We start from the raw sequence: 21610 nt of genomic DNA on the forward strand, positions 1-21610 counted from the left end.
CAGGTCCGTCGTCAGGCGCACATTTGCCGGCGGTGATACCGCTCGTAGGCTGCGCGTTCGCGGGATCGGCTCGTGTCGCGGTCCGTCTCGGGCAACGCCTTCGGAGAGATCAGGCCCTTGGAGATGCCGTCGAGCAGAACGCTCAGGTCCTGCCGGTCCGCTTCCGTGGCGCCGATCCGGCTCCACTCGTCGTCGAGCGCCTCGCGCTCGCGCACCAGTAGCGTCGGCAGGTCCTGGCACCGGGCGCCCCGCGCCTCGAGCAGGTGGTCGAGCAGGCGATGCGAGTGGATGATCGTCGGCCGCGCGTCCTGCGGCTCCCACGCATCCAGCATGGTCACGCGGCGCAGGTTGAACTCGGGCGGCAGGACGTAGAACCGGATGTCGGACGACCAAAGGATGTCCTTGAGCGCAGGCTGGTCGCGCTTGAGCCCCGAGTTGGCATAGCGATCGAGCCACTCCGCAAAGAAGGTCTCGGTCTTGTCCGACTTGCGATACAGGACCACGCCCGAGTTCAGTTGCGGAAAGGCATAAGGCGTCGCCACGCCCGCGCCCTGCTGCACCAGCGACGAGGCGCGGCGCACGTCATGCGCCAGCGCCAGCTCGAAACGGTCCATCAGGTCGAACAGGTCGGCGAACGGCGCGATGATCAGCGTGTCGGAGTCGAGGTAGAGCGTGCGCTCGAACCGGCTGAGCGGCATGCAGTCCAGCTTGGCGCGCGGATGCACCCGCGGTACTAGGTGGACCCGGTCGAACAGGTCGGCGCCCTCGAAATCCAGCCGGTCGGTGAACAGGTCGACCGACAGGTCCGGGTTGTGCCGGCGCAGGGACCGCAGCGACGCGAAGGCGAGGTCGCGGTAATCGTCGCCGGTCGCAACGTAGATGACTCCGTCTCTTGGTTCGGACATGGCGCTATCACCCGACATGGAACAGCGTCGAGAACAGCCGCGGATCGAAACTGGCCTGCGCGAAGGTCTCGCCTTCGGTCAGGACGCTCACTGCATCGTGGCTGTGCAGGCTTTCCTGGTGGCTGGCGATGACGCGGAAATCGGCGATCCGGTCGTCGCCCGCCAGCGCCTCTCCGAACAGCCGCACCGCATCCTCGACGAAGATCGGGTTGGCCGCGTTCAGCTCGGCGAAGGCCTGTTCGTCCTCGCGCTTGACCATGACCTGCGTCTCGGTCTGAACCGCCTGACGGCACAGTTCGATAAGGTCCTCGAACCAGAAGCCGGCCTCGTCCGCCAGCTCGACCGAGATGCGGGCGACCGACCGCTGCGAGTGCGGCGTCGCCAGTTGCATCCGGGTGCGCCGCGCGTGTTCGCTCAGTTCGAGCGAGCAGGGGCATGTCGACGAGTAGACGTAGTCGAGATGCACTATCTTCTGCCGGTGGCCGTTCCGCTCGACCACTTCGAGCGCGATGTCGTAATACTGGTACCCCTCTAGCCCCGATCGCAGGCTGCTGACCTTCATCGGATACGAGAACCGCATCTGCAGCCGCGCGTCGAAGCTGCCGAGGTCGGCCTTGTAGGCGTCGATGACGCCCTCGGCGACTTCGAAGCTGAACAGGCTTTCGGCAAAGCGGTAGAACGACCGCATGATGCGGCTCATGTTGATGCCCTTCTTCTCGGCCTCCAGGCTGACGGTGCCGGTGACCGAGGTCTCGAGCGTGAGGTCCTCTGCATTGCGCGAGTGAAAGCGGATCGGCAGGCGGAAATTGCTGATGCCGACGTGCTGGATCGAGCGCCGCGCGCCCTTGATCAGCGATTCGGGTCCGTTCTGAAGATCGGGCAGCGTGTCGCGATATGCGGCGTCGGCCTCGAAGTCGGTCTCGTATGTCCGCTTGAAGAGCGGATAGGCGACCTCCGCGGTCTTGGCCTGCCGCTCCAACTGCGTGCGTTCGCTCGCCACGGCCCGGTTCGTCAATGTGTCAGCGGCCTTCCGGATTTTTTCCGGAATGCTGCGTTGCTCTGCTTTAATCAATTCCCACGCCCTCACGTTTGCCGGCGAGATGGGCATTCCGCCCCGATCCTATCCGCCTGAGTTCTACAACTCAGACGAACTGCGCCAACTCCGGCAGATCTCGTACGCCCCGGATGCGGCCTAAATGTGACGCTCTAACTATCGTATTGCCACGCATGACATTATTGCCTCGGCCGCGGCGGGCGCATGCCTCGTCGGTGGCCTTTCCCGTTAGCCCTCCGGTTGTGTCGCTCCGCCTCTGCGGCGGGGTGTCGGGGTCGCGGGTCCGGGTGCCGGGCACGGAAAACCGCCCGAGTGTCACCGTGGTGTCACCTGTATCGGCGACCTCCTCACTCGTCACACGAGAAGGGAGACAATATGTCGATCAGAACGATCCTGCTTGGCTCGGCCGCGGTCATGGCGCTTTCGCTTCCGGCCACGGCCCAGAACTTCAACCGAATCGCCTCGTTCCCGACGGTCGGCAACATGGCCGACGGTTCCGACACTTCGCGGCCGACATCGGCCGAGATCATCGACGCGACCGAGGACGGCATGACGCTGGTCTATACCGACAGCCCGCTCGGCGTGCTGGGCATGGTCGACATCAGCGATCCGGCCAATCCCGCGCCGCTGGGCAATATCGACATGCAGGGCGAGCCCACCAGCGTGAAGGTGATCGGCTCCACCGCCTATGTCGGCGTGAACACCTCCAAGAGCTTCACCGACCCGTCGGGCGAGCTGCGGGTGATCTCGATCCCCGAGGGCGAAGAGCTGGCCAGCTGCGATCTCGGCGGACAGCCTGACGCGGTGGCCACAGCTCCCGACGGCAGCTTCATTTCGGTCGCCATCGAGAACGAGCGTGACGAGGATCTCGACGACGGCGAAATACCCCAGATGCCGGCCGGTAACCTGGTGATGATCGACGTGACCGACAATGGCCTGGATTGCGAAAGCCTGCGAACGGTGGACCTGACCGGCCTGGCCGACGTCGCACCCAGCGACCCCGAGCCGGAATATGTCGACATCAACACCGAGGGCGAAACCGTCGTCACGCTGCAGGAGAACAACCACCTCGTCGTCGTCTCGCGCGAGGGCGAGGTGCTGGCCGATTTCTCTGCCGGTGCCGTGGACCTCGAAGGGATCGACGCCACCGAGGACGGCAAGCTGGCCTTCGACGAGAGCCAGGAGGGACGCAAGCGCGAGCCCGACGCCGTGGCCTGGATCGACGAGACCCACTTCGCCATCGCCAACGAGGGCGACTACGAGGGCGGCAGCCGCGGCTGGACGATCTTCAGCCAGGAGGGCGAGGTCGTCTACGAAAGCGGCACCAGCTTCGAGGAGGCGATCATCCGGATCGGCCACTATCCCGAAGGCCGGTCGGATGCGAAGGGCGTCGAGCCCGAAAGCGTGACCTTCGGAGAATACGACGGCACGCCCCTGGTCTTTGTGGGCTCCGAGCGCGCCAGCGTGGTGGGCGTCTACGATGTGACCGACCCGGCCTCTCCGCAGCTGACGCAGCTTCTGCCTTCGGGGATCGGGCCAGAGGGCTATGTCACCATTCCCTCGCGCGGGCTTCTGGTCTCGGCCAACGAGGAAGACCTTGTCGAGGACGGCGGGGCGCGGGCGCATGTCATGCTGTTCGAGTATCAGCAGGGCGGGGCCGTCTATCCGCACCTGACGAGCGCCGGCATGGACGAGCTGACCGGCTGGGGCGCGATCAGCGGGATGGTCGCCGACGAGGACGGCACGATCTATGCGGTCAACGACAGCTACTACAGCGCGCAACCCACGATCTTCGCTATCGACCCTTCGCACTCTCCGGCTCGGATCACGCGGGCGATCCGCGTGACCCGCGACGGTGAACCGGCGCAGCACATGGACATGGAAGGCATCGCGCTGGATGGCGCAGGCGGCTTCTGGGTGGCCAACGAGGGGGACGCGGAGGATGGTATTCCGCATGCGCTGTACCACGTGGGCGCCGATGGCTCGATCCAGGACGAGGTGCCGTTCCCGTCAGGGTTGAGCGACGTGGCGCGGCGCCATGCGGCCGAGGGCATTGCGCGGGTCGGAGATACGCTCTGGATCGCCATCCAGCGCGCCTGGGACGACGACCCCGAGAACATGTCCAAGCTGATCTCGTATAACACCGAGAGCGGCGAATGGGGCGCCGTCCACTATGAAAAGGCCGCAGCCGAGACCGGCTGGATCGGCCTGAGCGAGATCGCCTACCACGACGGCGCCTTCTTCGTGGTCGAGCGCGACAACCAGATCGGCGAGGCGGCGCGGGTCAAGAAGATCTATCGCATTGACGAAGAAGACATGCAGCCTGCGCCGTTGGGTGAGCAGCTGAAGGTTGTGGAAAAAGAAGAGGTCCGCGACCTGATCCCCGACCTGACCGCGACGGGCGGCTTCGTTCTGGACAAGGTCGAAGGGCTGGCCATCCAGCCGGACGGCACCGCCTGGGTGTCGACCGACAACGACGGTGTCGACGATCACTCGGGTGAGACGATGTTCTTCTCGATCGACCGTCTCTGAACGCCCGCTCACCGGCTCCAAGGCCCCGCCCGGACACTCCGGCGCGGGGCCTTTTCATGTGCTCCGGTGTCGCTCAGGCGACGAGAGCGGCGGCGGTGTCGGGGCAGGCGGCGACGAGGCGGCGGGTGGCCTCGTCGGTCAGATATGTCGGGCGGCCGGCCTGGAACGTGGCCTCGATCCGCCCGGTGGCGGCGCGGACGGCCACGAGGTCGGCGCGGCGTCCGGGGTCGAGCGTACCACGGTCGGACAGCCCCATTATCCGGGCCGGGCGCGACGAGATCAGCGCCCAGGCGCGGGGCAGGTCCAGCGCGCGCAGCTGTGCCAGATGCAGCGCCGCCCGGTGCAGCGTGCCGGCGTCGTCAACCGAGGCCAGCGCGGCGCAATGGCCTGCATTCACTGCACTTTGTGCGGACCACGGCGCGTCGCTGCGGGCGGGCGCGCAGACGTCTGTCGCCGCCAGGATGACCGGATCGCCCACCGCCGCGGCAAGCGCTGCGGCCGCGCGGGAGCGGGGGAACGCGCACAGGCGGGCGCCGAGCATCGCGTAACGTTCGCGGGTCTCGCCGTCGGGGTCGGCGAGGGAGCCGTAGGGGATTTTGTGGCGGTCGCAGGTGTTGGCGATGCGGCAGATGTAGCGGGGTTTGCAGGGGTCGTGCCGGGGCGTGTCGGCGAAGAGAACGGCGGCGGGGCGGTGCCGGGCTATGGCGGCGAGCAGGCGGTTGGCGGTGTCGGCCGTGGCGAGATCGACGACGAGGTGGGCGTGCATCTCGACCGGGGCGTCGGCGCAGGGGCGGGCGAGGGAGTCGAGCGCAGCCTCGACGGATGCTGCGGTGTCGCCGGTCCAGCGCTGGGCGAGGAAGGTGGTCGTAACGCCTTGGGGTGATGCGGTTTTCCCGTAGTCGTCAAGCGACGTCTCAGGGGCATGGGCGTGGATGTCGACGATGCCGGGCAGAAGGAGATGGCCGCCGAAATCGGCCGATGGCAGGGCGGTGTCGACGATGCGGCCGGCGTCGAGGCTGACTGTATCCCGCTGCATTCGACCGTTCCGCAACACGGTCGCGCCGGTCAGGCTCAGGGACAGTTGGGGCACTCGCATGATACCGCTCGACCGTTCGGTTTTCCCGATATGGTAGCAACCGGACATGAAATGACGGTGACACGCCGCGTGCACCACCCGTGCACAGGGCGTGCACAACGCGGCATACGATCAGGCGCGCAGTCCCGCGATGATCGGCTGCCGCAGGACGGTGAGCGCGGGCAGCAGCGCCAGTGCGGCGGCGAGACTGGTGAAGCCGGCGGCGGCGTGGATCTCGGGCCAGCCGAGCGGCGCGGCGATGGCGATGTCGGTCCGGGCCGAGACGACGCGGCTGAGCACCAGTGTCGCCACCTGCCCGACGGCGAGCCCGAGCACCGCGCCGCTGACCAGAAGCGTCGCGGCATAGGACCAGACCGTCGCGAACACGAACCGGCCCGGCGCCCCGAGCGCCCGCAGCAGGGCCATGTTGCGCCGGAAGAGACGGGTCAGGATCATCAGGCCGACCATCACCGAGAGCGCGACGAGACCCTGCGTCACCACCGCCATCACCGACATCGCCTGCCGCACGTCGCCCATCACCGTGTAGAGCCGCGTCAGCACGGTGCCGGGGAAGAAGGCCATCGTGTCGGCGCGCTGGTCGAACTGGCTGCGCAGGCCGTAGGTGGCGGCAAGGCTGTCGGCCTTGACCACGATGGCCGGCGTTCCGGGAAAGTAGCGGGCGTCGAAGGGCGGGCCGAGCTGCGTCGGGCTGTCGGGCGCGTGACCGCTGGCAAGACCGTGGGTGGCCCAGACGCTTTCGACCGGGACGAGGATGGCGTTGTCCCACGGATTGCCGAGCGGCGCCATGCGTCCGACGACGGTGAACTCGGTGCCCTCGTGCGCGCCGTGCTCGGCGGCGTCGCCGGTGCCGTGGGCGGGTTCGAGCCGCGCGCCGAGGGCCAGCGGGACGCGCGCGCCGATCACCGCTTCGCCCTCGGCCCCGAAAGCGCGGCCGTCGAGCGCGCCGTCCGAGAGATGCGCGACGAAGGGTGCGGTGGTGCCGACGATGGGCGCGCCGTCGTGGCTGTCGCCGAAGGCGAGGGGGGCCGCGATCCGGACCGAGGGGTGGTCGGCGATCTCGGCGTAGGTGTCGCCGGGCACGAGCGGCACCGAGGTCGGCTGAAGATAGACCGCCGCCATCATCATCGTGATCTCGCTGCCCGGGGCCGAGACGATCATGTCGAACTTGTCGGCGGCCTGTGCCGTGCCGGCGCGCAGGCCGCGCTCTTGCGCCAGAAGGCCGATGCCGAGCCCGACCGAGACGGCGATCAGCAGGACGAACAGCGCATTGGCCCAGCGAAAGCGCCAGAGCATCGCGCGGACCAGCGGCGCGGGGGCGAAGCCACGCAGGACGGCGAGGCCGATCAGCCCCAGCGGCAGCAGAAGCGCCAGCAGGAGCAGCAGGTCCTGGGCGAGAACGGGAAGGCCGAGCCAGAGATCGCGCATCAGGCGGCCTGCCTTTCGGCCGGTCGGCCGTCCTCGATCGTCAGGACGCGGTCCATCGCGTCCAGAAGCCGGGGATCGTGGCTGACCGCGACGAGCGTGCGGTTGCCGTCGCGGGCGACCGAGACGAGGTCGGCGATCAGCCGATCCGCCGCCTCGCGGTGGAGCGCGGCGGTGGGTTCGTCGGCCAGCACGATGGCGGGACGGTTGGCCAGCGCCCGCGCGACCGAGACGCGCTGCCGCTCACCGCCCGAAAAGGTCGAGACGTCGCGCACCGGATCGGTCAGCCCCAGCCGCGCGAGGTTGGCGCGCGCGGCCTCGCGCAGCCCGGCGCGGCGGCCCCTCGGGGCGAAGAGCGCCGGGATCGCCGCGTTATCGAGCGCCGTGAGCTCGTCGAACAACAGGAAGTCCTGGAAGATCATGCCGACATTGCCGGCGCGGAACCGCGCTCGCGCGCCGGCGGACAGCGCGGCAAGGTCGGTGTCGCCCCAGGCGATGCGGCCCGCGGACCTGTCGATCAGGCCGGCCACGGCATGCAGGAACGTCGTCTTGCCCGCGCCCGAGGGGCCGCGGATGCCCAGGGCCGCGCCGGGCGGCAGGTCGAGCGCGGGGATGTCGAGCAGGGTGCGCCCGCCTGCGGCGACCACCCTGAGATCCGAGACGGAGAGTGCGAGCGCCATGGGTCAGGAATAAGTCGCGTCGGTGAGGCGGACGCGGCTGACGAACCCGGTCTCGGGGTCGGTATAGGTGCCGAGTTCGAGCACGCCGGTCGTGTCGATGCCGACGTTGAACGGCGTCGGGTCGATCACGCGCTTGGTGTAGACGGCGAGGATGTCGCTCGGCCATTCGGTTTCGGATTCGCAGAACGGGCAGGTGGCCATCGGCCGCTGCGTCAGCACGAAGAAGCTCGATTCCGCCTTGAGCGGCGGCGCCATGAACCCCTCGACGGTCACGCGCTGTCCGGCGAGCGCTTGGGCCAGGTCGCTGAACTCTTCCATCTTGGTGTAGAGCTCGCGGAGCTTGATCGTCTCGGCCGCGGCGGCGATTCGCGGGGCGGCGAGCGTGCCGGCGGCGGCGAGGGTAAGGAAGGTGCGGCGGTGCATCGGTGTCTCCTGCGGCCGGTCGGGGGTGCCCGGAGGGTGGAACGAGGGAGCGGGCGGGCCCCCGGGGGAGGTCCGCCCGCACTGTCATCGGGGCGTCACGCTCACTGCGCGGCGTCTGCCTGCTCGCCGCCGGTGACGGCGTGGTGCATGACGTGGAAGATCACGTTCTGCTCGAGCGTGCCGTCGAAGAGATGGGCGAAGGGGCCCTTGGCATAGACGGCGACGTCCTCGCCCGAGTGGCTTTCCGAGGACTTGGGGATCAGCGCCTGCTGCAGGTAGTCGAGGTCGGTCGCCTCTTCCTGGGTGACATCGGGGCGCGATCCGGAATAGGTGCCGTCGTCCTGCTCGGTCAGGACCGAGCCGGGGCCGTTGAGGTAGCCGATCACGGGATAGGGCTTGCCGTCGTCGGCCATCACCAGCTCGTCGCTGTGCTCGACGCCTTCGTTGTCGATGTCGTAGCACAGGCCGAGGATGTCCGTGCCGCGGCCGCAATAGCCGTTGAAGGCGATCGAGTGCTCGTGGTCGGCGGTGACGATCAGCAGCGTGTCGGCGTCGTCGGTCATCTCGTCGGCGACGGCGACGGCCTGCGCGAACTCCTGCCCGTCGACCATGGTGCGATAGGCGTTGCCGCCGTGGTTGGCGTGGTCGACGCGGCCGGCCTCGACCTCGAGGTAGAAGCCGTTCTCGTTGTTCTGCAGGGTCTCGATGGCCATGCGCGTCATGTCGGCGAGGCTGGGCTCGTCCTCGTCGGCGCGGTCGGCCTCGTACTTCATGTGGCTGTCCTCGAACAGCGCGAGCACCGGGGCGGACCCGTCGAGCGTCAGCTCGTTCGCGGTGGCGGTGTTCCAGGCGTACTGGGCGCCGAGGTCGTTCTGCGCACGCTCGATCAGGTTGACGCCGTCGGCGCGGCGGCCGCTGCCGCCCTCTTCGTCCTGGACATCCTCGGGCAGGAAGTGGCGGCGGCCGCCGCCCATGGCGAAGTCGACGACGCCGGCTTCCATCTGGTCGATCAGCTGGGTGGCGATGTCACGGCTGTCGGTGCACTCTTCGGGCACCGAATCCTCCCAGTTGCGGTAGGCGGTCTTGGCATAGACGGCGGCCGGGGTGGCGTGCGTGAGGCGCGCGGTCGAGACGATGCCGACGGACTTGTCCATCTCGCCCGAGACGATCTCGGCGAAGGTGGTCAGCTCGTTCGCGGCCTCGGTCGTGCAATCCTCGGTTACCGCGCCGTCGCCCAGGTTGATCAGGTTGAAGCGCTGCTTGACGCCGGTGTTCATCGCGCCCGCGGTGGGGGCCGAGTCGGGCGTCTGCGAGTTGATGTTGTAGGTCTTGACCAGCGCCGAGTGGAACGCGGGCGTCTCGTAGGGCAGGACGTTCTCTTCGCCCAGCATGTCCTTGGACTGACCGTCGAACAGGCGGATGGCGTAGTTGGTGCCGACACCGTTGCCGTCGGCGACCATGACGATGACGTTCAGCGCGCGGTTGGTGTTGTCCTGGCGCTCCAGCATCTGCTGGATGGTGTCCTGGCCGGCGGTGAACCATTCGCTGCCGGATTGCGGCAGGTCCTGCGCCATCAGCGCGGACGACGACAGCAGCACCGCGGCCGCCGAGGTGAAGGTGCGTTTCATCAGAGATCCCCCAAGAGGTCTTGTTGTCCCGTGGCGCGACAGGGGGACTGCCCGCCGTCGCGCGCGCGCCGGTGGGCGCGCCGCGTCGGTGCTAGGCGGGGTTTGTAACGCTTCGGCTAAGGTTTCGTGAATTGCGTCTGACGGTCCGGGACGGCGCGTCAGTTCTTGTAGCGCTTGAGCGTGTCGCCCAGTTGCAGCTTCGGCGTCAGCTCGACCCGCTGTCCGCCGCGCGGCTCAGCGCCCGACAGGCGGTCGGCGATGATGCGCGCGGCGAGCTGGCCGATCTCGTGCCGGCCGGATTCCATCGTGGCGAGCCGGCGCGAGAACCCGTCGAGCAGCTCGACCCCGTTGAACCCGGCGAGGCCCAGGCGCTGCGGCACCGCGATGCCCTGGTCCATGCACCACAGCATCCCGCCCGCACCGATCATGTCGTTCGAGTAATACAGAAAATCGAGGTCGGGCGAGCGTTGCAGGATCGCCTGCGTCATCTCGCGCCCCTTTGCGAGCCCCGATCCGCCCTCGTAGAAGATCTGGTCCTGCACCTCGATCCCGGCCTTCGCCAGCGCCTCGGTAAAGCCCTCGAACCGTTTCCGGGCGCGGTAGTCGAGCGGCATCTTGGTGCCGAGAAAGCCGATGTTCTCGAACCCCTGCTTGAGGATGGCGCGGGCCATCTCGCGGCCGGCGCGGCGGTGCGAGATACCGACCACGGCGTCGATCGCCTGGCCGTCGGTATCCATGATCTCGACCACGGGGATGCCGCTGGCCTTGAGCATCGCGCGGGAGGCCTCGGAATGTTCCAGCCCTGCGATGATGACGCCCGAGGGCCGCCACGACAGCATCTCGTAGAGGACGTCCTCTTCCTTTTCGGGGCGGTAGTTGGTGACGCCGACCACGGGTTGCAGGTCGGTTTCGTCCAGCACCTCGGAGATGCCGGTCATCACCTCGGGGAACACCATGTTTGAAAGGCTCGGAATGATGACGGCGACGAGGTTCACCCGGCTTGAGGCGAGCGCGCCGGCGATCTTGTTGGGGACGTAGCCCAGCCGCTTGGCGGCCTCGAGCACTTTGGTGCGCGTCGTCTCGGAGACGTCGCCGCGATTGCGCAGGACGCGGCTGACGGTCATCTCGCTGACGCCGGACGCCTCGGAGACGTCGCGCAGGGTCAGAGGGCGGCGCAGGTCGGTCGGGTCGGCATCGCTCACGGCGCGGAGATCCTTGTGCTATCGCCCGAAAGGATATTGCAAAATAGCGGGGGGCACCAAGCCTTTTGCGGCGCGCTCGGGGCTTCGACGCTTGCCCTCGCGGCCGATTGCAGAGAAAAAGGCGGCGGGCCGGCCCCGTGGCTCAATTGGATAGAGCAATCCCCTCCTAAGGGATAGGTTGCAGGTTCGAGTCCTGCCGGGGTCGCCATCGCCATCGCCATCGCCATCTCAGCGCCTGCGGTCGAGCCGCATCAGGCAGGCGATCGCGGCGGCCAGCGTGCCGACGAACAGCGCGGCAAGGATCACGTCCGACAGGAAGTGCCGCCCCTTTATCACCCGCAGCGTCGCCGCCAGCACCGCCACCGTGACGCCGAGCGTCGCCACCGGCAGGCGCAGCCGCGACGGCAGGGGCCGCGCCATCCATGCCAGCGAGATCGCCAGCGCCGTGGCGCCCGCCGCCTCGCCCGAGACGAACGAGCAGTTCGTGGCGCATTGGTCGGTGACGACATAGGGCGGGGTGAAGGTCGCGTCGCCGCCGAACGGCGTCGTGTCGGCGGGGCGGGCGCGGCCCCAGAGCTCTTTCAGAAGGCCGTTCACCAAGAGAGCGGGACCCAGCAGATAGAGCAGCACGATCGCGCCCCAGACCCGGCGTGGGGTGCCCAGCGGCGCGGGATGGCGCAGCGACAGCGCGAGCATCGCCAGCGAAAAGAGCCCCACCGCCAGCACCGACAGCCGGATCGTGGCGCGGATCGTCACCAGCGCCGGCGCGGTGTTCAGGGCAAAGCCCGCCTCAGACAGGAACTGGCGCGACACCCAGATGTCGAGCGTGGGAAAGACCGAGAACAGCACCAGCGTGGCGGCGCTGATCGCGGCGAGGGCCAAGGCCTCAGCGCAACGCATCGAGACAGGCGGGCGCGATCCGGTAGGCGCCGTAGCTGCGGCTGGAATAGGCGCCCTTGGGCGTCGTCAGGACATCGACGCGCTCGGCGCAGGCGGGCGGCTCTTGCGTCGTCACCAGCAGGGCGAGGCCGTCGAACGTCCCGGGCAGCGCGAATTCCTGCGCGTAGTAGTGCGCCGGAGGCCCGTCGGACGGGACCGCGAAGAACCGCATGTCGGCGTTGCGGCCGGTGTGGAACAGGTCCGCCAGGATGGCCCGGTCGTCGGAGACGATCGCGCCGGCCCGCGCCTCGGTCGCGCGCGAGAGGATCTGGTGGGACATGTCCGCCCGCCCGAGATAGCGCGAGATCAGGGGCCGGCCGGTGTCGTCGGTCAGCAGGCCGGGCGCCATCGTGATCGCCGGCAGGGCAAGGCACAGCGCGCCGTTGACCACGAACGACGCCGTCAGCAGGGCCCGGTGGCGCATCAGCACCGGCATCACCGCGACGATGCCGGCGAAGTACGCAGCGACCGCCCAGTTGGCATAGGCCCGGCTCAGCAGCGCCTGGCCGCAGACCAGCACGACGATCGGCCACGCCATCCACAGCAATGCCGGGCCCGGCGCCGGGTCGGGGCGGAACACAAGCCAGATCATCATCCCGAACAGCACCGGGCCGAACACGATGAACTGGTTGAGGAAGAACTCGGCCAGGGCGCCGGGATGCAGCCCGCCGTGCCCCTCGCGCACCCATTGGGCGTTGTCCATCGTGTGACTGACGGTGGTCAGGTCGTTGGCGATGTTCCAGACGATGTTCGGGGACGCCACCACCGCGAAGGCCACGAGGATCTTCGCCGCGTCCGCCGGCCGCGGCCGCATCTGCCGCAGCGCGATCGCCGCCAGCAACGCGGTCATCAGGAAGTAGATCCCGGCATACTTGGCCATGAAGGCCAGCCCCACCATGACGCCCGTCGCCCAGGCGTTTCGCCGGCGCCCGTCGCGCAGCAGCCGGAAGTAGAACAGCAGCGCCGCGGCATAGAACGGCGCCATGATCGTGTCGGTCGAGATCAGCAGGCTGCCGAGCCCCACGAAGGGCAGCGTGACATAGCCCACCGCAACCCAGAACCCGGTGCGGCTGTCGTGCAGCTCTGTCGCGAGCCGCCCGAGGATCAGCGCGGTCGCCGCGTGGAACAGACAGGCGGGCAGACGGATCCAGAACGCCGAGTCCGAGGCCAGCTCGGTGACCGCGCGGATCACCCAGCCGATCAGCGGCGGCTTGGAGAAATAGCCGAAGTCGAGGTTCTCGCCCCACAGCCAGTACTGGGTCTCGTCGACGAACAGGTCGGTCTTGTTGAAGGCGAGCGCGACGATCCGCGCCGCGGTGACGGCGAGGACGATCCAGACGGCGGCGGTGGTGGCGCTACTTGAGCGCGGCATCGCTCTTTCTCTCGATATGGATCAGGTAGAGGTTCCGCGAATAGATGAAGATGCCCAACGACTGGCCGAGGATGAACACCGGGTCGGCGCGGTGGATCGCATAGGCGAACAGGATCAGCCCGCCGCCGATCGAGAAATACCAGAACGCGATCGGGATGTACGACCGCCGCAGCCGTTCAGAGGCGATCCATTGCACCAGGAACCGGCCCATGAACATCAGCTGGCCGAACAGGCCGAAGACGACCCACCAGAACTCGGTCAGGGTGTCGACGTTCAGCCATGCAAAGAGTGTGTCCACGGGAATCATGCCTGTCGTTTCAGAGGGGCGTCCGCCGCCGCGTCGCCGGCCGGTCGTTCGGCGGCGCGGGCGGTGATCCGGCGGCGGACCAACCACATTACCCCGACAAGATCAACGACGCCGACAAGCCCCCGGCGGAGGTTGTTGTAATTCGACCGCCCCGCCCGCCGCGGCCGGTGGCTGACGTCGACATGGCTGATCGTCCAGCCGTCGCGCAGGAACAGCGCGGGCAGGAAGCGGTGCATGTGGTTGAACCGGGGCAGCGCCAGGAACGCCTCTCGCCGGAACGCCTTGAGCCCGCAGCCCGTGTCCCGCGTCCCGTCGCCCAGCAGCGACTGGCGCAGGTTGTTGGCAAAGGTCGAGGCCCAGCGTTTCGAGCGGCTGTCCTGCCGGCCGACCCGCTGCCCGGCCACCAGCGCCAGCTCGGGCGGGGCGTCCGCCGAGAGGAGCGGCCCGAACAGCCCCGGCAGCTCCTCGGGCGGGTTCTGGCCGTCGCCGTCGAGGGTGCAGACGACGGGCGCGCGCGCCGCGCTCACCCCGGCATGGATTGCCGCGCTCTGGCCGCCGGCCGTCTCGTGGCGCAGCATGCGCAGCATCGGATAGCGCTCCCGCATCCCGTCCAGCACGGCCCCGGTCCGGTCCGTCGAGGCGTCATCCACCACGATGATCTCGAACGGGACCGCCGCGGCGCAGGCCTGCGCGATGCCCTCGACCAGAGCGCCGATGTTCTCGGCCTCGTTTCGGGCAGGGATGACGATGGACAGGCGCATGACGGAGCCGCTTTCAAGGAATCGCCCATGGCCTTTACCGAACCGGGCGGTTTTGTAACACCCCCGTCCGACAGGCCGTCGCGTTCGGCGGCAATCGGCCGCGTCAGACCATGCGGATGACGCTCTTGTCGATGGACAGCATGTAGCCCTTCCGCGCGATCGTCTTGACCAGCAGCTCGGCCACGATCTGGTTGCCCAGGCCGTCGCGTAGCCGCTTGATCCGCGTGGCCCCGGCGGCCTCGTCGCATTCTGCGGCGGGCTTGCCCTGGATCATCGACTCGATCTCGGCGCCCGACAGCACGTCGTCGTCCATCCGCGCCTCGGCCAGCACGCCCAGCGTCTCGATCGCCGCGCCGGAGAGCTTGAACTCCATGTCGTTGAGATACACGACGCTCTGCTCGCGGCTGATCAGCAGAGAGGCGACCTGGATGCCCTGGCGCTCGATCTCGCCCATGCGGCGGTTCAGCCCCAGGATCGTAACCAGGAACACCAGCGCCGCCACCAGCAGCGCGGTGGCGAACACCAGAAGCACGAAGATGATCCGGCGATAGCTGGTCAGCACGTCCGAGAAGGTCGTTCCCGACTGGGCGAGGATTTCCAGCAGCCGGATCTCGGCCGGCCCGGTCAGGTCGTCGTTCTCGACGAACAGCCGTTCGACACGCGCGTTGAACACGTTGGCGTCGGGCAGGTTCAGGAACAGCAGGATCGCCGCCACCAGCAAAAGGCCGACAATCGCGGCGATGCCGATGGCCGCGATCCGGGTCGACCCGCGGCGCGCGTCAGAAGCGGAGATAATATTCACCGGCGGTATCCTTTCGCTGGGCCAGACCCTCCTCGCCGAAGATCGAGACGATGTTCAAGAGCTGCCAGCCCGCATCGGCCAGTCTCGGCCTCAGCGCCGCGGCCGCCGTCTCGGGGTCGCAGGCATCGCCGCGAAGTTCGGCCACGCCGTAATGCAGGCGCAGGGGGTCGTCGCGCTTGGCCTTGTAGTCGGCATAGCACGCGGCGGCGGCGGGTCCGGTAGCCAGCGCGAGCGTGGCGGCCAGCGCGGCGGAGACGATCAGGGGGCGCATCGGCGGGTCCTCCTCGGGGCGCGGTCGGTCTGGCCGCAAGATGCCGTCGGCGGGCGCGGAACCGCAATAGCACGCCGTCACCGGGGGCGATGTTATCGCCTAGCGCGGCGGCGATATTGCCTGTCCGGCGGGTCGCCGCACAGGGTTCGGGCATCGTCGACCATCCCGCAAGGAGACCCGCCATGACCCGCCGCATGATCCCACTGATCCTCGGGGCCGCCCTGGCCCTCACCCCGGCCGCGAGCCTGCCCGCCCGCGCCGCGCCGAACGATCTCGGCAGGATCATCGCGGGGGTCGCGGCGCTCGCCATCGTGGGCAAGCTGATCCACGACAACCGCGCCGAGGCGAAGGAGGCCGAGCCCGAGGACGACCGGCACGACCGCTGGACGGACCGCGACCGCGGCGACGACCTGCGCCATCGGGACGGCGCCGGGCGGGGCGGCAAGGGCGGCCGCGGCGCGCGCCGCAGCTTGCCGGCCGCCTGCCTGCGCGACGTGCCGGGCCGCGCGGGACGCTGGGCCGGCGCCGCCTGTCTCGAGCGTGCCGGCGTGCCGACCGCGCGCCTGCCGCAGCGCTGCGCCGCCCGCATCCATGCCCATGGCCGGGAGCGCCCGGTCTTCGCCCCGCGCTGCCTCGCCCGCGCAGGCTATCGTTTCGATCGGGTCGCGGCGGGCCGCCGCCGCTGACCCCGCAAGAGCTTCGTACCGGCCGGCTGTCATCTCGTCGCACATCTCCAAATGCAGCCACCGGCGAAGGGGCAGGGGGCCTCAGGGTCTCCTGCCCGACTTATCTCCGGCACGCCGCCGCAGCGTGAAGAACAGCGGCGGCGTGCCGCGCAACTCCATCAGCCCCAGCAGAAGATCCGGCCCCGCCCGGCGGAAATGGTCGATGATCGGCTGCCGGTCATAGATCATCGCCGCGCCGAGGCGCCCCCGGTGGCGCATCTCGCGCAGACGCGCGGTCGGCCGCGCGGTGGCGAAGAGCGGGCGGCAGGCCCGGATCGCCGCGCCCGCCCCCGGCCATCGCTGGGGTCGCAGCCGCAGCGCCAGGCCCAGCGGAATCCGCCCCGCGTCCAGGCTCGCGCCGCCCTGGCCCACGAGCAGCGGATGCACCAAGTCGGGTCCGAGAAACGCCTTCCCGCGCCAGTCCGCCGCCTCTAGCAGCCCGTCCAGCGGATGCCCGGTATGGATCCCGCGCCCGTCCCAGCGCCCGATCATCTCGTCGGGCGCTACCGCCTCCAGCCCGTCGAACACCGCCAGCGCCCGACCCGCCTCCGTCCCCGCCCGCTCAACATCCAGGATCCACCGTTCCGCATCCCGCATCGCTGGTCCTTCTTCTGCCCCCAAATATCCCGGGGGAGTCGCCGCAGGCGACGGGGGCAGAGCCCCCGCGTTCAGCGCACTGCCACACCATCCGCATCGAAGAAGTGCAGCGGCACCGTCGGCCGCAGGCCCACCCGGTCGCCCACCGCGACGTCGCTGTTGCCCACGACCCGCACGGTGAGCCGCCCGAGGGGGCCGGTGTCGACGATGACGAAGGTGTCGGCGCCGAGGAACTCCACGAGGTCCACCGTCCCAGCGCAGATCCCGTCGTCCGGAGCCACGAGGTCGAGGTGCTCGGGCCGGGCGCCGAGGCGGGTCGCGGGGCGGGCGCCGTCATAGGGTCCGCTGCCGCCGCCGTCCAAGTGGAACCGGTCCCCTTCGGTGCGGCAGGGCAGGATGTTCATCGCCGGTGAGCCGATGAACTGTGCGACGAACAGGTTCGCCGGCCGGGAATACAGCTCGCGCGGGGTGCCGACCTGGGCGATGGTGCCGAATTCCAGCACCACGATGCGGTCGGCCAGGGTCATCGCCTCGACCTGGTCGTGGGTGACGTAGATCATCGTCGCGTCGAGCGTCTGGTGCAGCTTGGCGATCTCGTAGCGCATCTCGACGCGCAGCGCGGCGTCGAGGTTCGACAGCGGCTCGTCGAACAGGAAGGCGGTGGGATCGCGGACGATCGACCGGCCGATCGCCACCCGCTGCCGCTGGCCGCCCGACAGCGCCTTTGGCCGGCGGTCGAGGAAGTCGCCCAACTTGAGGACCCGCGCCGCCTCGGCGACCTTTTCGTCGATCTCGGATTTCGGCGCCCCCGCGGATTTCAGTGAAAAGCCCATGTTGTCGCGCACCGACATGTGCGGGTAGAGCGCGTAGCTTTGGAACACCATCGACAGGCCCCGCTTCGAGGGCGGGTGCGAGGTCACGTCGCGCCCGTCGATCTTCAGTGTGCCCCGGCTGATCTCCTCGAGCCCGCCGATCATCCGCAACAGCGTGGACTTGCCGCAGCCCGAGGGCCCGACGAAGACGATGAATTCGCCGTCGGCGATGTCGAGGTCGATCCCCTTGATGACCTGGACCTCGCCGAACCATTTCTCGATCCCGTCAAGTTCGATCGCGCCCATCATTCTCTCCCTGCATTCGGACTTGCCCAGGCCAGCCAGATCGCCGCCGTCCACGTGAACCGGTCGCCGCCGCAGGCGGTGCCGTCGATCGGGTCGAAATACTCGAAGAACCCGCCCTGCCGGATCAGCGCGGCGGTCTCTTCCCTGAGCCTGTGTTCCTCGGCCGTGCGTCCGGCGCTGTTAAGCCCTACCGCGATCAGCGCGTTCACCACCGGCCAGGTCGGGCCGCGCCAGTACCGCCGCGGATCGAAGCTGTCCGAGGCCGGGTCGTTCGAGGGGATGCCATAGCGGACGCGGTCCCAGATCGCGCCGAGCTTCTCCTCCATCGCCCTGTTCTCGATCCCGGCGAGAAGGCCAAGCGCCGCGCCCGAGCTGATCGAGCGCGCGAAGGTGCCGGTCTGCATGTCGCGGGCGCAATAGGCCTGCAGGTCGTCGTTCCAGATCCCCGGCAGCCCGTCCTCCAGCTCCGCGGCCCAGGCCAGCGGCTCGGCCGGGTCCTCGCCTAGCTCTCCTGCGATGGCGGCGAGGTCGCGGTTGGCGCGGATCAGGATGAAGGTGATCGCCGGATCGGCCATCAGGAACGGGCCGTCCTTCAGGATCGTCGCCTGGTCCCAGCCGCAGGCGCGGCCGAACTGGACCATGGCGAGATAGCGGTCGTAATCTTCCTTGCCCGGCCGCATCGACGCGTCGACGTGGCCGGTGTCCCGGCGCTGGTAGGGGCCCACCTGCGAGCCGTCGACATTGGCCATGCCGGGATCCCAGTCGGGGCAGTTGTCGCGGCCCGATTCCCAGGGATGGGTCACGCAGGCGACGCCCTCGACGCAGCGCCAGTCGCGCCACCAGCGGTGCCATGCCAGCAGCCGGGGATAGAGCGCGCGCAGCCGCTCGGTGCCGCCGGCGCGGGCATGGATCATCCGGGCGAGGATCGCGGCGACGGGCGGCTGCGAGATGCCCGAGCTGGGCGGCGTCGTCCCCGTCCGCCACACATCGGGGCCGGGGAAATAGCCCTCGTCGTCGCGGTGGAAGATGATGTGGGGCACCATGCCGGTGCCCCACTGTCCCGAGAACAGGGTCTCGAGCTCGGTCCAGGCGCGGTCGGGGTCGAAGGTCGAGAAGCCCCAGGCTGCAAAGGCGGAATCCCAGTTCCACTGGAACGGATAGAGCCCGGCGGTCGGGATCGTGTAGCCGCCCCGGTCGTTGCCGGTCAGGATCGCGCGGGCGGCCGCGTCCAGATCGTCGTCGGTCATGGTCATCCTTTCACGGATCCGGCCGTCAGGCCCTTTGTCATGAAGCGTTCGAGGCCCAGGAACAGGACCATGATGGGCACCGTGGCGATCACCGAGCCGGCCATCAGGTGCTGCCGCGGGATCTCGGACGAGTTCAGCATCGCCACTCCGCGCGTGAGCGTGAATTTCGAGGGATCGTCGAGCAGCATGAACGCCAGCAGGAACTCGTTCCACGCGATCATGAAGACGTAGAGCGACACGCTCGCCAGCGCCGGCAGCGACAGGGGCAGCGTGATCTTCCAGATCACCCGCAGGCGCGACAGGCCGTCCATCAGGCCGGCCTCTTCGATTTCGGCGGGCAGGCCGCGGAAATAGCCCTGCAGCATGTAGAGCGCCACGGGAATGGTCGTGACCGGATAGATCAGGACCAGCCCGAAGACCGAGTTCCGCAGCCCGATCATCGAGTAGGCGATGTAGATCGGCAGCGCGAGCACGATCATCGGCACCATGTAGATCAGCAGGATCGAGCGCGAGAACATCGCCGCACCCCGGAACCTCAGCCGCGCCACGGCATAGGCGCCGGGGATCGAGAAGATCAGCGTCAGGAGCACCGTCAGGAGCGAGACGTAGAAGCTGGTCCAGAGATAGGAGCCGAAGTTGAACGTGGTCATCAGCTCGACGTAGCTGTCGAACAGGTGCCAGCCCTGCGAGAGGTCGAGCGAGAAGTCGAGTGGGTTCTGCACCAGCTGCTGCTGGTTCTTCAGGCTCGTCATCAGCATGACGTAGAAGGGCACCGCGACGATGAACGTGAAGAACAGGTAGCCGAAGCCGGTGAGGAAGCGGATCACCGCATCCTCGAACTCGTGCCGGGTCAGGCGGGCCAGCGGCAGGCCGTGCAGCATCTTCGCCAGCCCCAGCCCGGTGCCGATCCCGGTGGCGAAGACGGCCACCCAGAACGCCCAGCCCGGCGCCTGCCCCGTCGCGACGGGGCCGATCCCGACCAGCATCGTGACCGCCATCACCACGACGGAAACGCCGACCAGCGGCCAGCGCGTCAGGCGCAGCGCCGCAAGCCCCAGCGCCACGCCGAGGATCAGCGAGGCCAGCCCCGAGGGGCGGAACGCGCCGCCTGACAGGAACGAGGCGGCGACCGCGGCGGTGGTCGCCACGACGAAGAGCCACAGCACCCCGATGATTGGTCCGGTGAGGGCGCCGTAATGCAGGAACGCGGCCCAGCCCGCGCTGCGGGATCCGTGGGGGCGGCTCATAGTCCTTCCTCCCGGCTGACGAACTTGAAGAAGAAGATCGAGAACACCAGCAGGCAGGCGAAGATCACCACCGCCACCGCCGCCCCGGCGCCGATGTTCGACACCGCGAAGGCCTGCTCGTAGACGTTCACGGTCAGCGTGCGCGTGCCCGCGTTGCCGCCGGTGAGCAGGAAGATGTCGTCGAACTTGTTGAAGGTCCAGATGAACCGCAGCAGGAACAGGACCGACAGGATGCCCAGAAGCTGCGGCACCGAGAGGAACCAGAATTTCTGGAACGGCGAGGCGCCGTCCATGTCCGCGGCCTCGTACATGTCGTCGTCGATCGACTGCATCCGCGCGAGGATGAACAGGAACGACAGCGGGAAGTAGCGCCACATCTCGAACACGGTGACCATGATCAGCGCCAGCGGCCGATCGCCGAAGAAATTGATCGCGTTCTCCGTTACCCCCATCCGCAGCAGCAGCGCGTTGGCCGAGCCCGAGAACGGGTCGAACAGGATCACCCAGGTGAAGGCCATCGCGATCACCGGCGCCACGTAGGGAAAAAGGTAGAGCCCGCGCAGCACGCCCTGGCCCCGGAACGAGCGGTTCAGCAGCATCGCGGCGAACAGGCCTATGGCCAGCGCACCGACCGTGCCGAAGAAGGCGTAGAACAACGTCACGCCCAGCACTCGCCAGAATTCGCCCCCGTCGAAGATCCGGGCGAAATTGGCGGTCGTGAACTCGGCATTGGTCAGGATGTTGTCGGCGCTGCCCGAGATCTGCGGCGTGCTTGCCTCGGCCATGTCGCCCAGGGCGTCCGGGTCGGCGTCGCCGTCGAGCGCGACGAAAAGCTCGACCTCGTCCCGGCCGCCGCCGTCGAGGTCACCGAGATCGCAGAAGATCGCGGTGCCGTTTATTTCGCAGCGCGAATCCGCCTCGCGGATCGTCAGGCCCTCGGGAAGTGTGTCGCGCAGGGTCACGTCGCCGATCGGTTCCGAGCGGGACGAGTTGCGGACGCGGTATTGCAGCCGCAGGTCCTCGGCCTCGCCGCGCAGGTTCTCGCGGGCCACCGGCGCGGGCGGGCGAAGGTCGGCCAGTCCGATCGGCTTGACGCTGATCCAGGCGATCGACAGCAGCGGGACGATCACCACCGCCGAGACGATGGCGAGAGTGGGCAGAAGCAGGCCCCAGGCAAGGCGCGCCTCGCGCTTGGCGAGCGGCCCGCGTCCTTTCGGCGGAACGGCGTCCGGCATCGTGCGGTCTCCCTGCGGGTGGGGCGGGGGCGGCGGACCGCCCCCGC

Annotated in this window: 21 protein-coding genes and 1 tRNA gene; 3 read left to right on the top strand and 19 right to left on the bottom strand. The window is 68.7% G+C overall.

Annotated features, from left to right (window positions below):
• Positions 1-11: 11 nt before the first annotated feature.
• Positions 12-905 carry a putative nucleotide-diphospho-sugar transferase gene (locus BMZ25_RS14705; RefSeq protein ID WP_143071543.1) on the bottom strand — a complete coding sequence of 298 codons (894 nt, stop codon included), beginning with the start codon at positions 903-905 and terminating at the stop codon, positions 12-14.
• A gap of 7 nt (positions 906-912) precedes the next feature.
• Positions 913-1977, bottom strand: a complete 1065-nt coding sequence (gene folE2 / locus BMZ25_RS14710; protein WP_408033442.1) for a GTP cyclohydrolase FolE2 — start codon at positions 1975-1977, stop codon at positions 913-915.
• A gap of 357 nt (positions 1978-2334) precedes the next feature.
• On the opposite strand from folE2, the gene BMZ25_RS14715 reads away from it, so the two are divergent.
• On the top strand, positions 2335-4491 hold the full coding sequence (locus tag BMZ25_RS14715) for an esterase-like activity of phytase family protein (RefSeq protein ID WP_092694935.1): 2157 nt from the start codon (positions 2335-2337) through the stop codon (positions 4489-4491).
• A gap of 73 nt (positions 4492-4564) precedes the next feature.
• On the opposite strand, the gene BMZ25_RS14720 is transcribed toward BMZ25_RS14715, so the two are convergent.
• The 6 genes from BMZ25_RS14720 to BMZ25_RS14745 form a co-directional block, all read right to left on the bottom strand.
• Positions 4565-5527 carry an amidohydrolase family protein gene (locus BMZ25_RS14720; RefSeq protein WP_092694937.1) on the bottom strand — a complete coding sequence of 321 codons (963 nt, stop codon included), beginning with the start codon at positions 5525-5527 and terminating at the stop codon, positions 4565-4567.
• A 171-nt stretch (positions 5528-5698) separates the two neighbouring features.
• Entirely contained in the window at positions 5699-7012 is a 1314-nt protein-coding gene (locus tag BMZ25_RS14725) for an FtsX-like permease family protein (protein ID WP_092694939.1), read from the bottom strand.
• Positions 7012-7689 carry an ABC transporter ATP-binding protein gene (locus tag BMZ25_RS14730; protein WP_092694941.1) on the bottom strand — a complete coding sequence of 226 codons (678 nt, stop codon included), beginning with the start codon at positions 7687-7689 and terminating at the stop codon, positions 7012-7014. Before BMZ25_RS14730 ends, BMZ25_RS14725 begins: the two co-directional genes overlap by 1 nt.
• Before the next feature lie 3 nt (positions 7690-7692).
• Positions 7693-8112, bottom strand: a complete 420-nt coding sequence (locus BMZ25_RS14735; RefSeq protein WP_092694943.1) for a hypothetical protein — start codon at positions 8110-8112, stop codon at positions 7693-7695.
• Between the two features lie 101 nt (positions 8113-8213).
• Positions 8214-9740 (bottom strand): alkaline phosphatase, encoded by a 1527-nt coding sequence (locus BMZ25_RS14740; protein WP_092694945.1) that lies wholly within the window; start codon positions 9738-9740, stop codon positions 8214-8216.
• 158 nt (positions 9741-9898) lie between these two features.
• Positions 9899-10942 carry a LacI family DNA-binding transcriptional regulator gene (locus tag BMZ25_RS14745; RefSeq protein ID WP_092694947.1) on the bottom strand — a complete coding sequence of 348 codons (1044 nt, stop codon included), beginning with the start codon at positions 10940-10942 and terminating at the stop codon, positions 9899-9901.
• Positions 10943-11073: 131 nt separating this feature from the next.
• Between BMZ25_RS14745 and BMZ25_RS14750 the strand changes: the two genes are divergently transcribed.
• Positions 11074-11150 (top strand) — tRNA-Arg (locus BMZ25_RS14750).
• Positions 11151-11170: 20 nt separating this feature from the next.
• Here BMZ25_RS14750 and BMZ25_RS14755 read toward each other — a convergent pair.
• The 6 genes from BMZ25_RS14755 to BMZ25_RS14780 form a co-directional block, all read right to left on the bottom strand.
• Positions 11171-11842, bottom strand: a complete 672-nt coding sequence (locus tag BMZ25_RS14755; RefSeq protein ID WP_092694949.1) for a phosphatase PAP2 family protein — start codon at positions 11840-11842, stop codon at positions 11171-11173.
• On the bottom strand, positions 11829-13253 hold the full coding sequence (locus BMZ25_RS14760; protein WP_092694951.1) for an ArnT family glycosyltransferase: 1425 nt from the start codon (positions 13251-13253) through the stop codon (positions 11829-11831). The genes BMZ25_RS14755 and BMZ25_RS14760 overlap by 14 nt, the downstream gene beginning before the upstream one ends.
• Positions 13237-13560 (bottom strand): lipid-A-disaccharide synthase N-terminal domain-containing protein, encoded by a 324-nt coding sequence (locus BMZ25_RS14765; RefSeq protein WP_092694953.1) that lies wholly within the window; start codon positions 13558-13560, stop codon positions 13237-13239. The genes BMZ25_RS14760 and BMZ25_RS14765 overlap by 17 nt, the downstream gene beginning before the upstream one ends.
• Positions 13557-14321: a glycosyltransferase family 2 protein gene (locus BMZ25_RS14770; RefSeq protein WP_092694955.1), complete on the bottom strand. Its 765-nt coding sequence runs from the start codon at positions 14319-14321 to the stop codon at positions 13557-13559. Before BMZ25_RS14770 ends, BMZ25_RS14765 begins: the two co-directional genes overlap by 4 nt.
• A gap of 103 nt (positions 14322-14424) precedes the next feature.
• Entirely contained in the window at positions 14425-15123 is a 699-nt protein-coding gene (locus BMZ25_RS14775) for a winged helix-turn-helix domain-containing protein (protein ID WP_092694957.1), read from the bottom strand.
• Entirely contained in the window at positions 15101-15394 is a 294-nt protein-coding gene (locus BMZ25_RS14780; RefSeq protein WP_092694959.1) for a hypothetical protein, read from the bottom strand. Before BMZ25_RS14780 ends, BMZ25_RS14775 begins: the two co-directional genes overlap by 23 nt.
• Before the next feature lie 182 nt (positions 15395-15576).
• Here BMZ25_RS14780 and BMZ25_RS14785 point away from each other — a divergent pair, with 182 nt between their 5' ends.
• Entirely contained in the window at positions 15577-16080 is a 504-nt protein-coding gene (locus tag BMZ25_RS14785; protein ID WP_092694961.1) for a hypothetical protein, read from the top strand.
• A gap of 81 nt (positions 16081-16161) precedes the next feature.
• On the opposite strand, the gene BMZ25_RS14790 is transcribed toward BMZ25_RS14785, so the two are convergent.
• The 5 genes from BMZ25_RS14790 to BMZ25_RS14810 all read right to left on the bottom strand — a co-directional run bounded on the left by BMZ25_RS14790 (position 16162) and on the right by BMZ25_RS14810 (position 21563).
• Positions 16162-16716 (bottom strand): GXWXG domain-containing protein, encoded by a 555-nt coding sequence (locus BMZ25_RS14790; protein WP_092694963.1) that lies wholly within the window; start codon positions 16714-16716, stop codon positions 16162-16164.
• A gap of 71 nt (positions 16717-16787) precedes the next feature.
• Complete coding sequence (locus BMZ25_RS14795) at positions 16788-17834, bottom strand: ABC transporter ATP-binding protein (protein ID WP_092694965.1); 1047 nt, start codon at positions 17832-17834, stop codon at positions 16788-16790.
• Positions 17834-19081 carry an MGH1-like glycoside hydrolase domain-containing protein gene (locus BMZ25_RS14800; protein ID WP_092694967.1) on the bottom strand — a complete coding sequence of 416 codons (1248 nt, stop codon included), beginning with the start codon at positions 19079-19081 and terminating at the stop codon, positions 17834-17836. The genes BMZ25_RS14795 and BMZ25_RS14800 overlap by 1 nt, the downstream gene beginning before the upstream one ends.
• 2 nt (positions 19082-19083) lie before the next feature.
• A complete protein-coding gene (locus BMZ25_RS14805; protein ID WP_092694969.1) occupies positions 19084-20328 on the bottom strand; it encodes a carbohydrate ABC transporter permease in 1245 nt (414 codons plus the stop codon).
• Positions 20325-21563 (bottom strand): carbohydrate ABC transporter permease, encoded by a 1239-nt coding sequence (locus tag BMZ25_RS14810; protein ID WP_092694971.1) that lies wholly within the window; start codon positions 21561-21563, stop codon positions 20325-20327. The genes BMZ25_RS14805 and BMZ25_RS14810 overlap by 4 nt, the downstream gene beginning before the upstream one ends.
• Positions 21564-21610 lie beyond the last annotated feature (47 nt).

Origin of the sequence: Tranquillimonas rosea, from assembly GCF_900111315.1 — a bacterium.
Taxonomy (GTDB): Bacteria; Pseudomonadota; Alphaproteobacteria; order Rhodobacterales; family Rhodobacteraceae; genus Tranquillimonas; species Tranquillimonas rosea.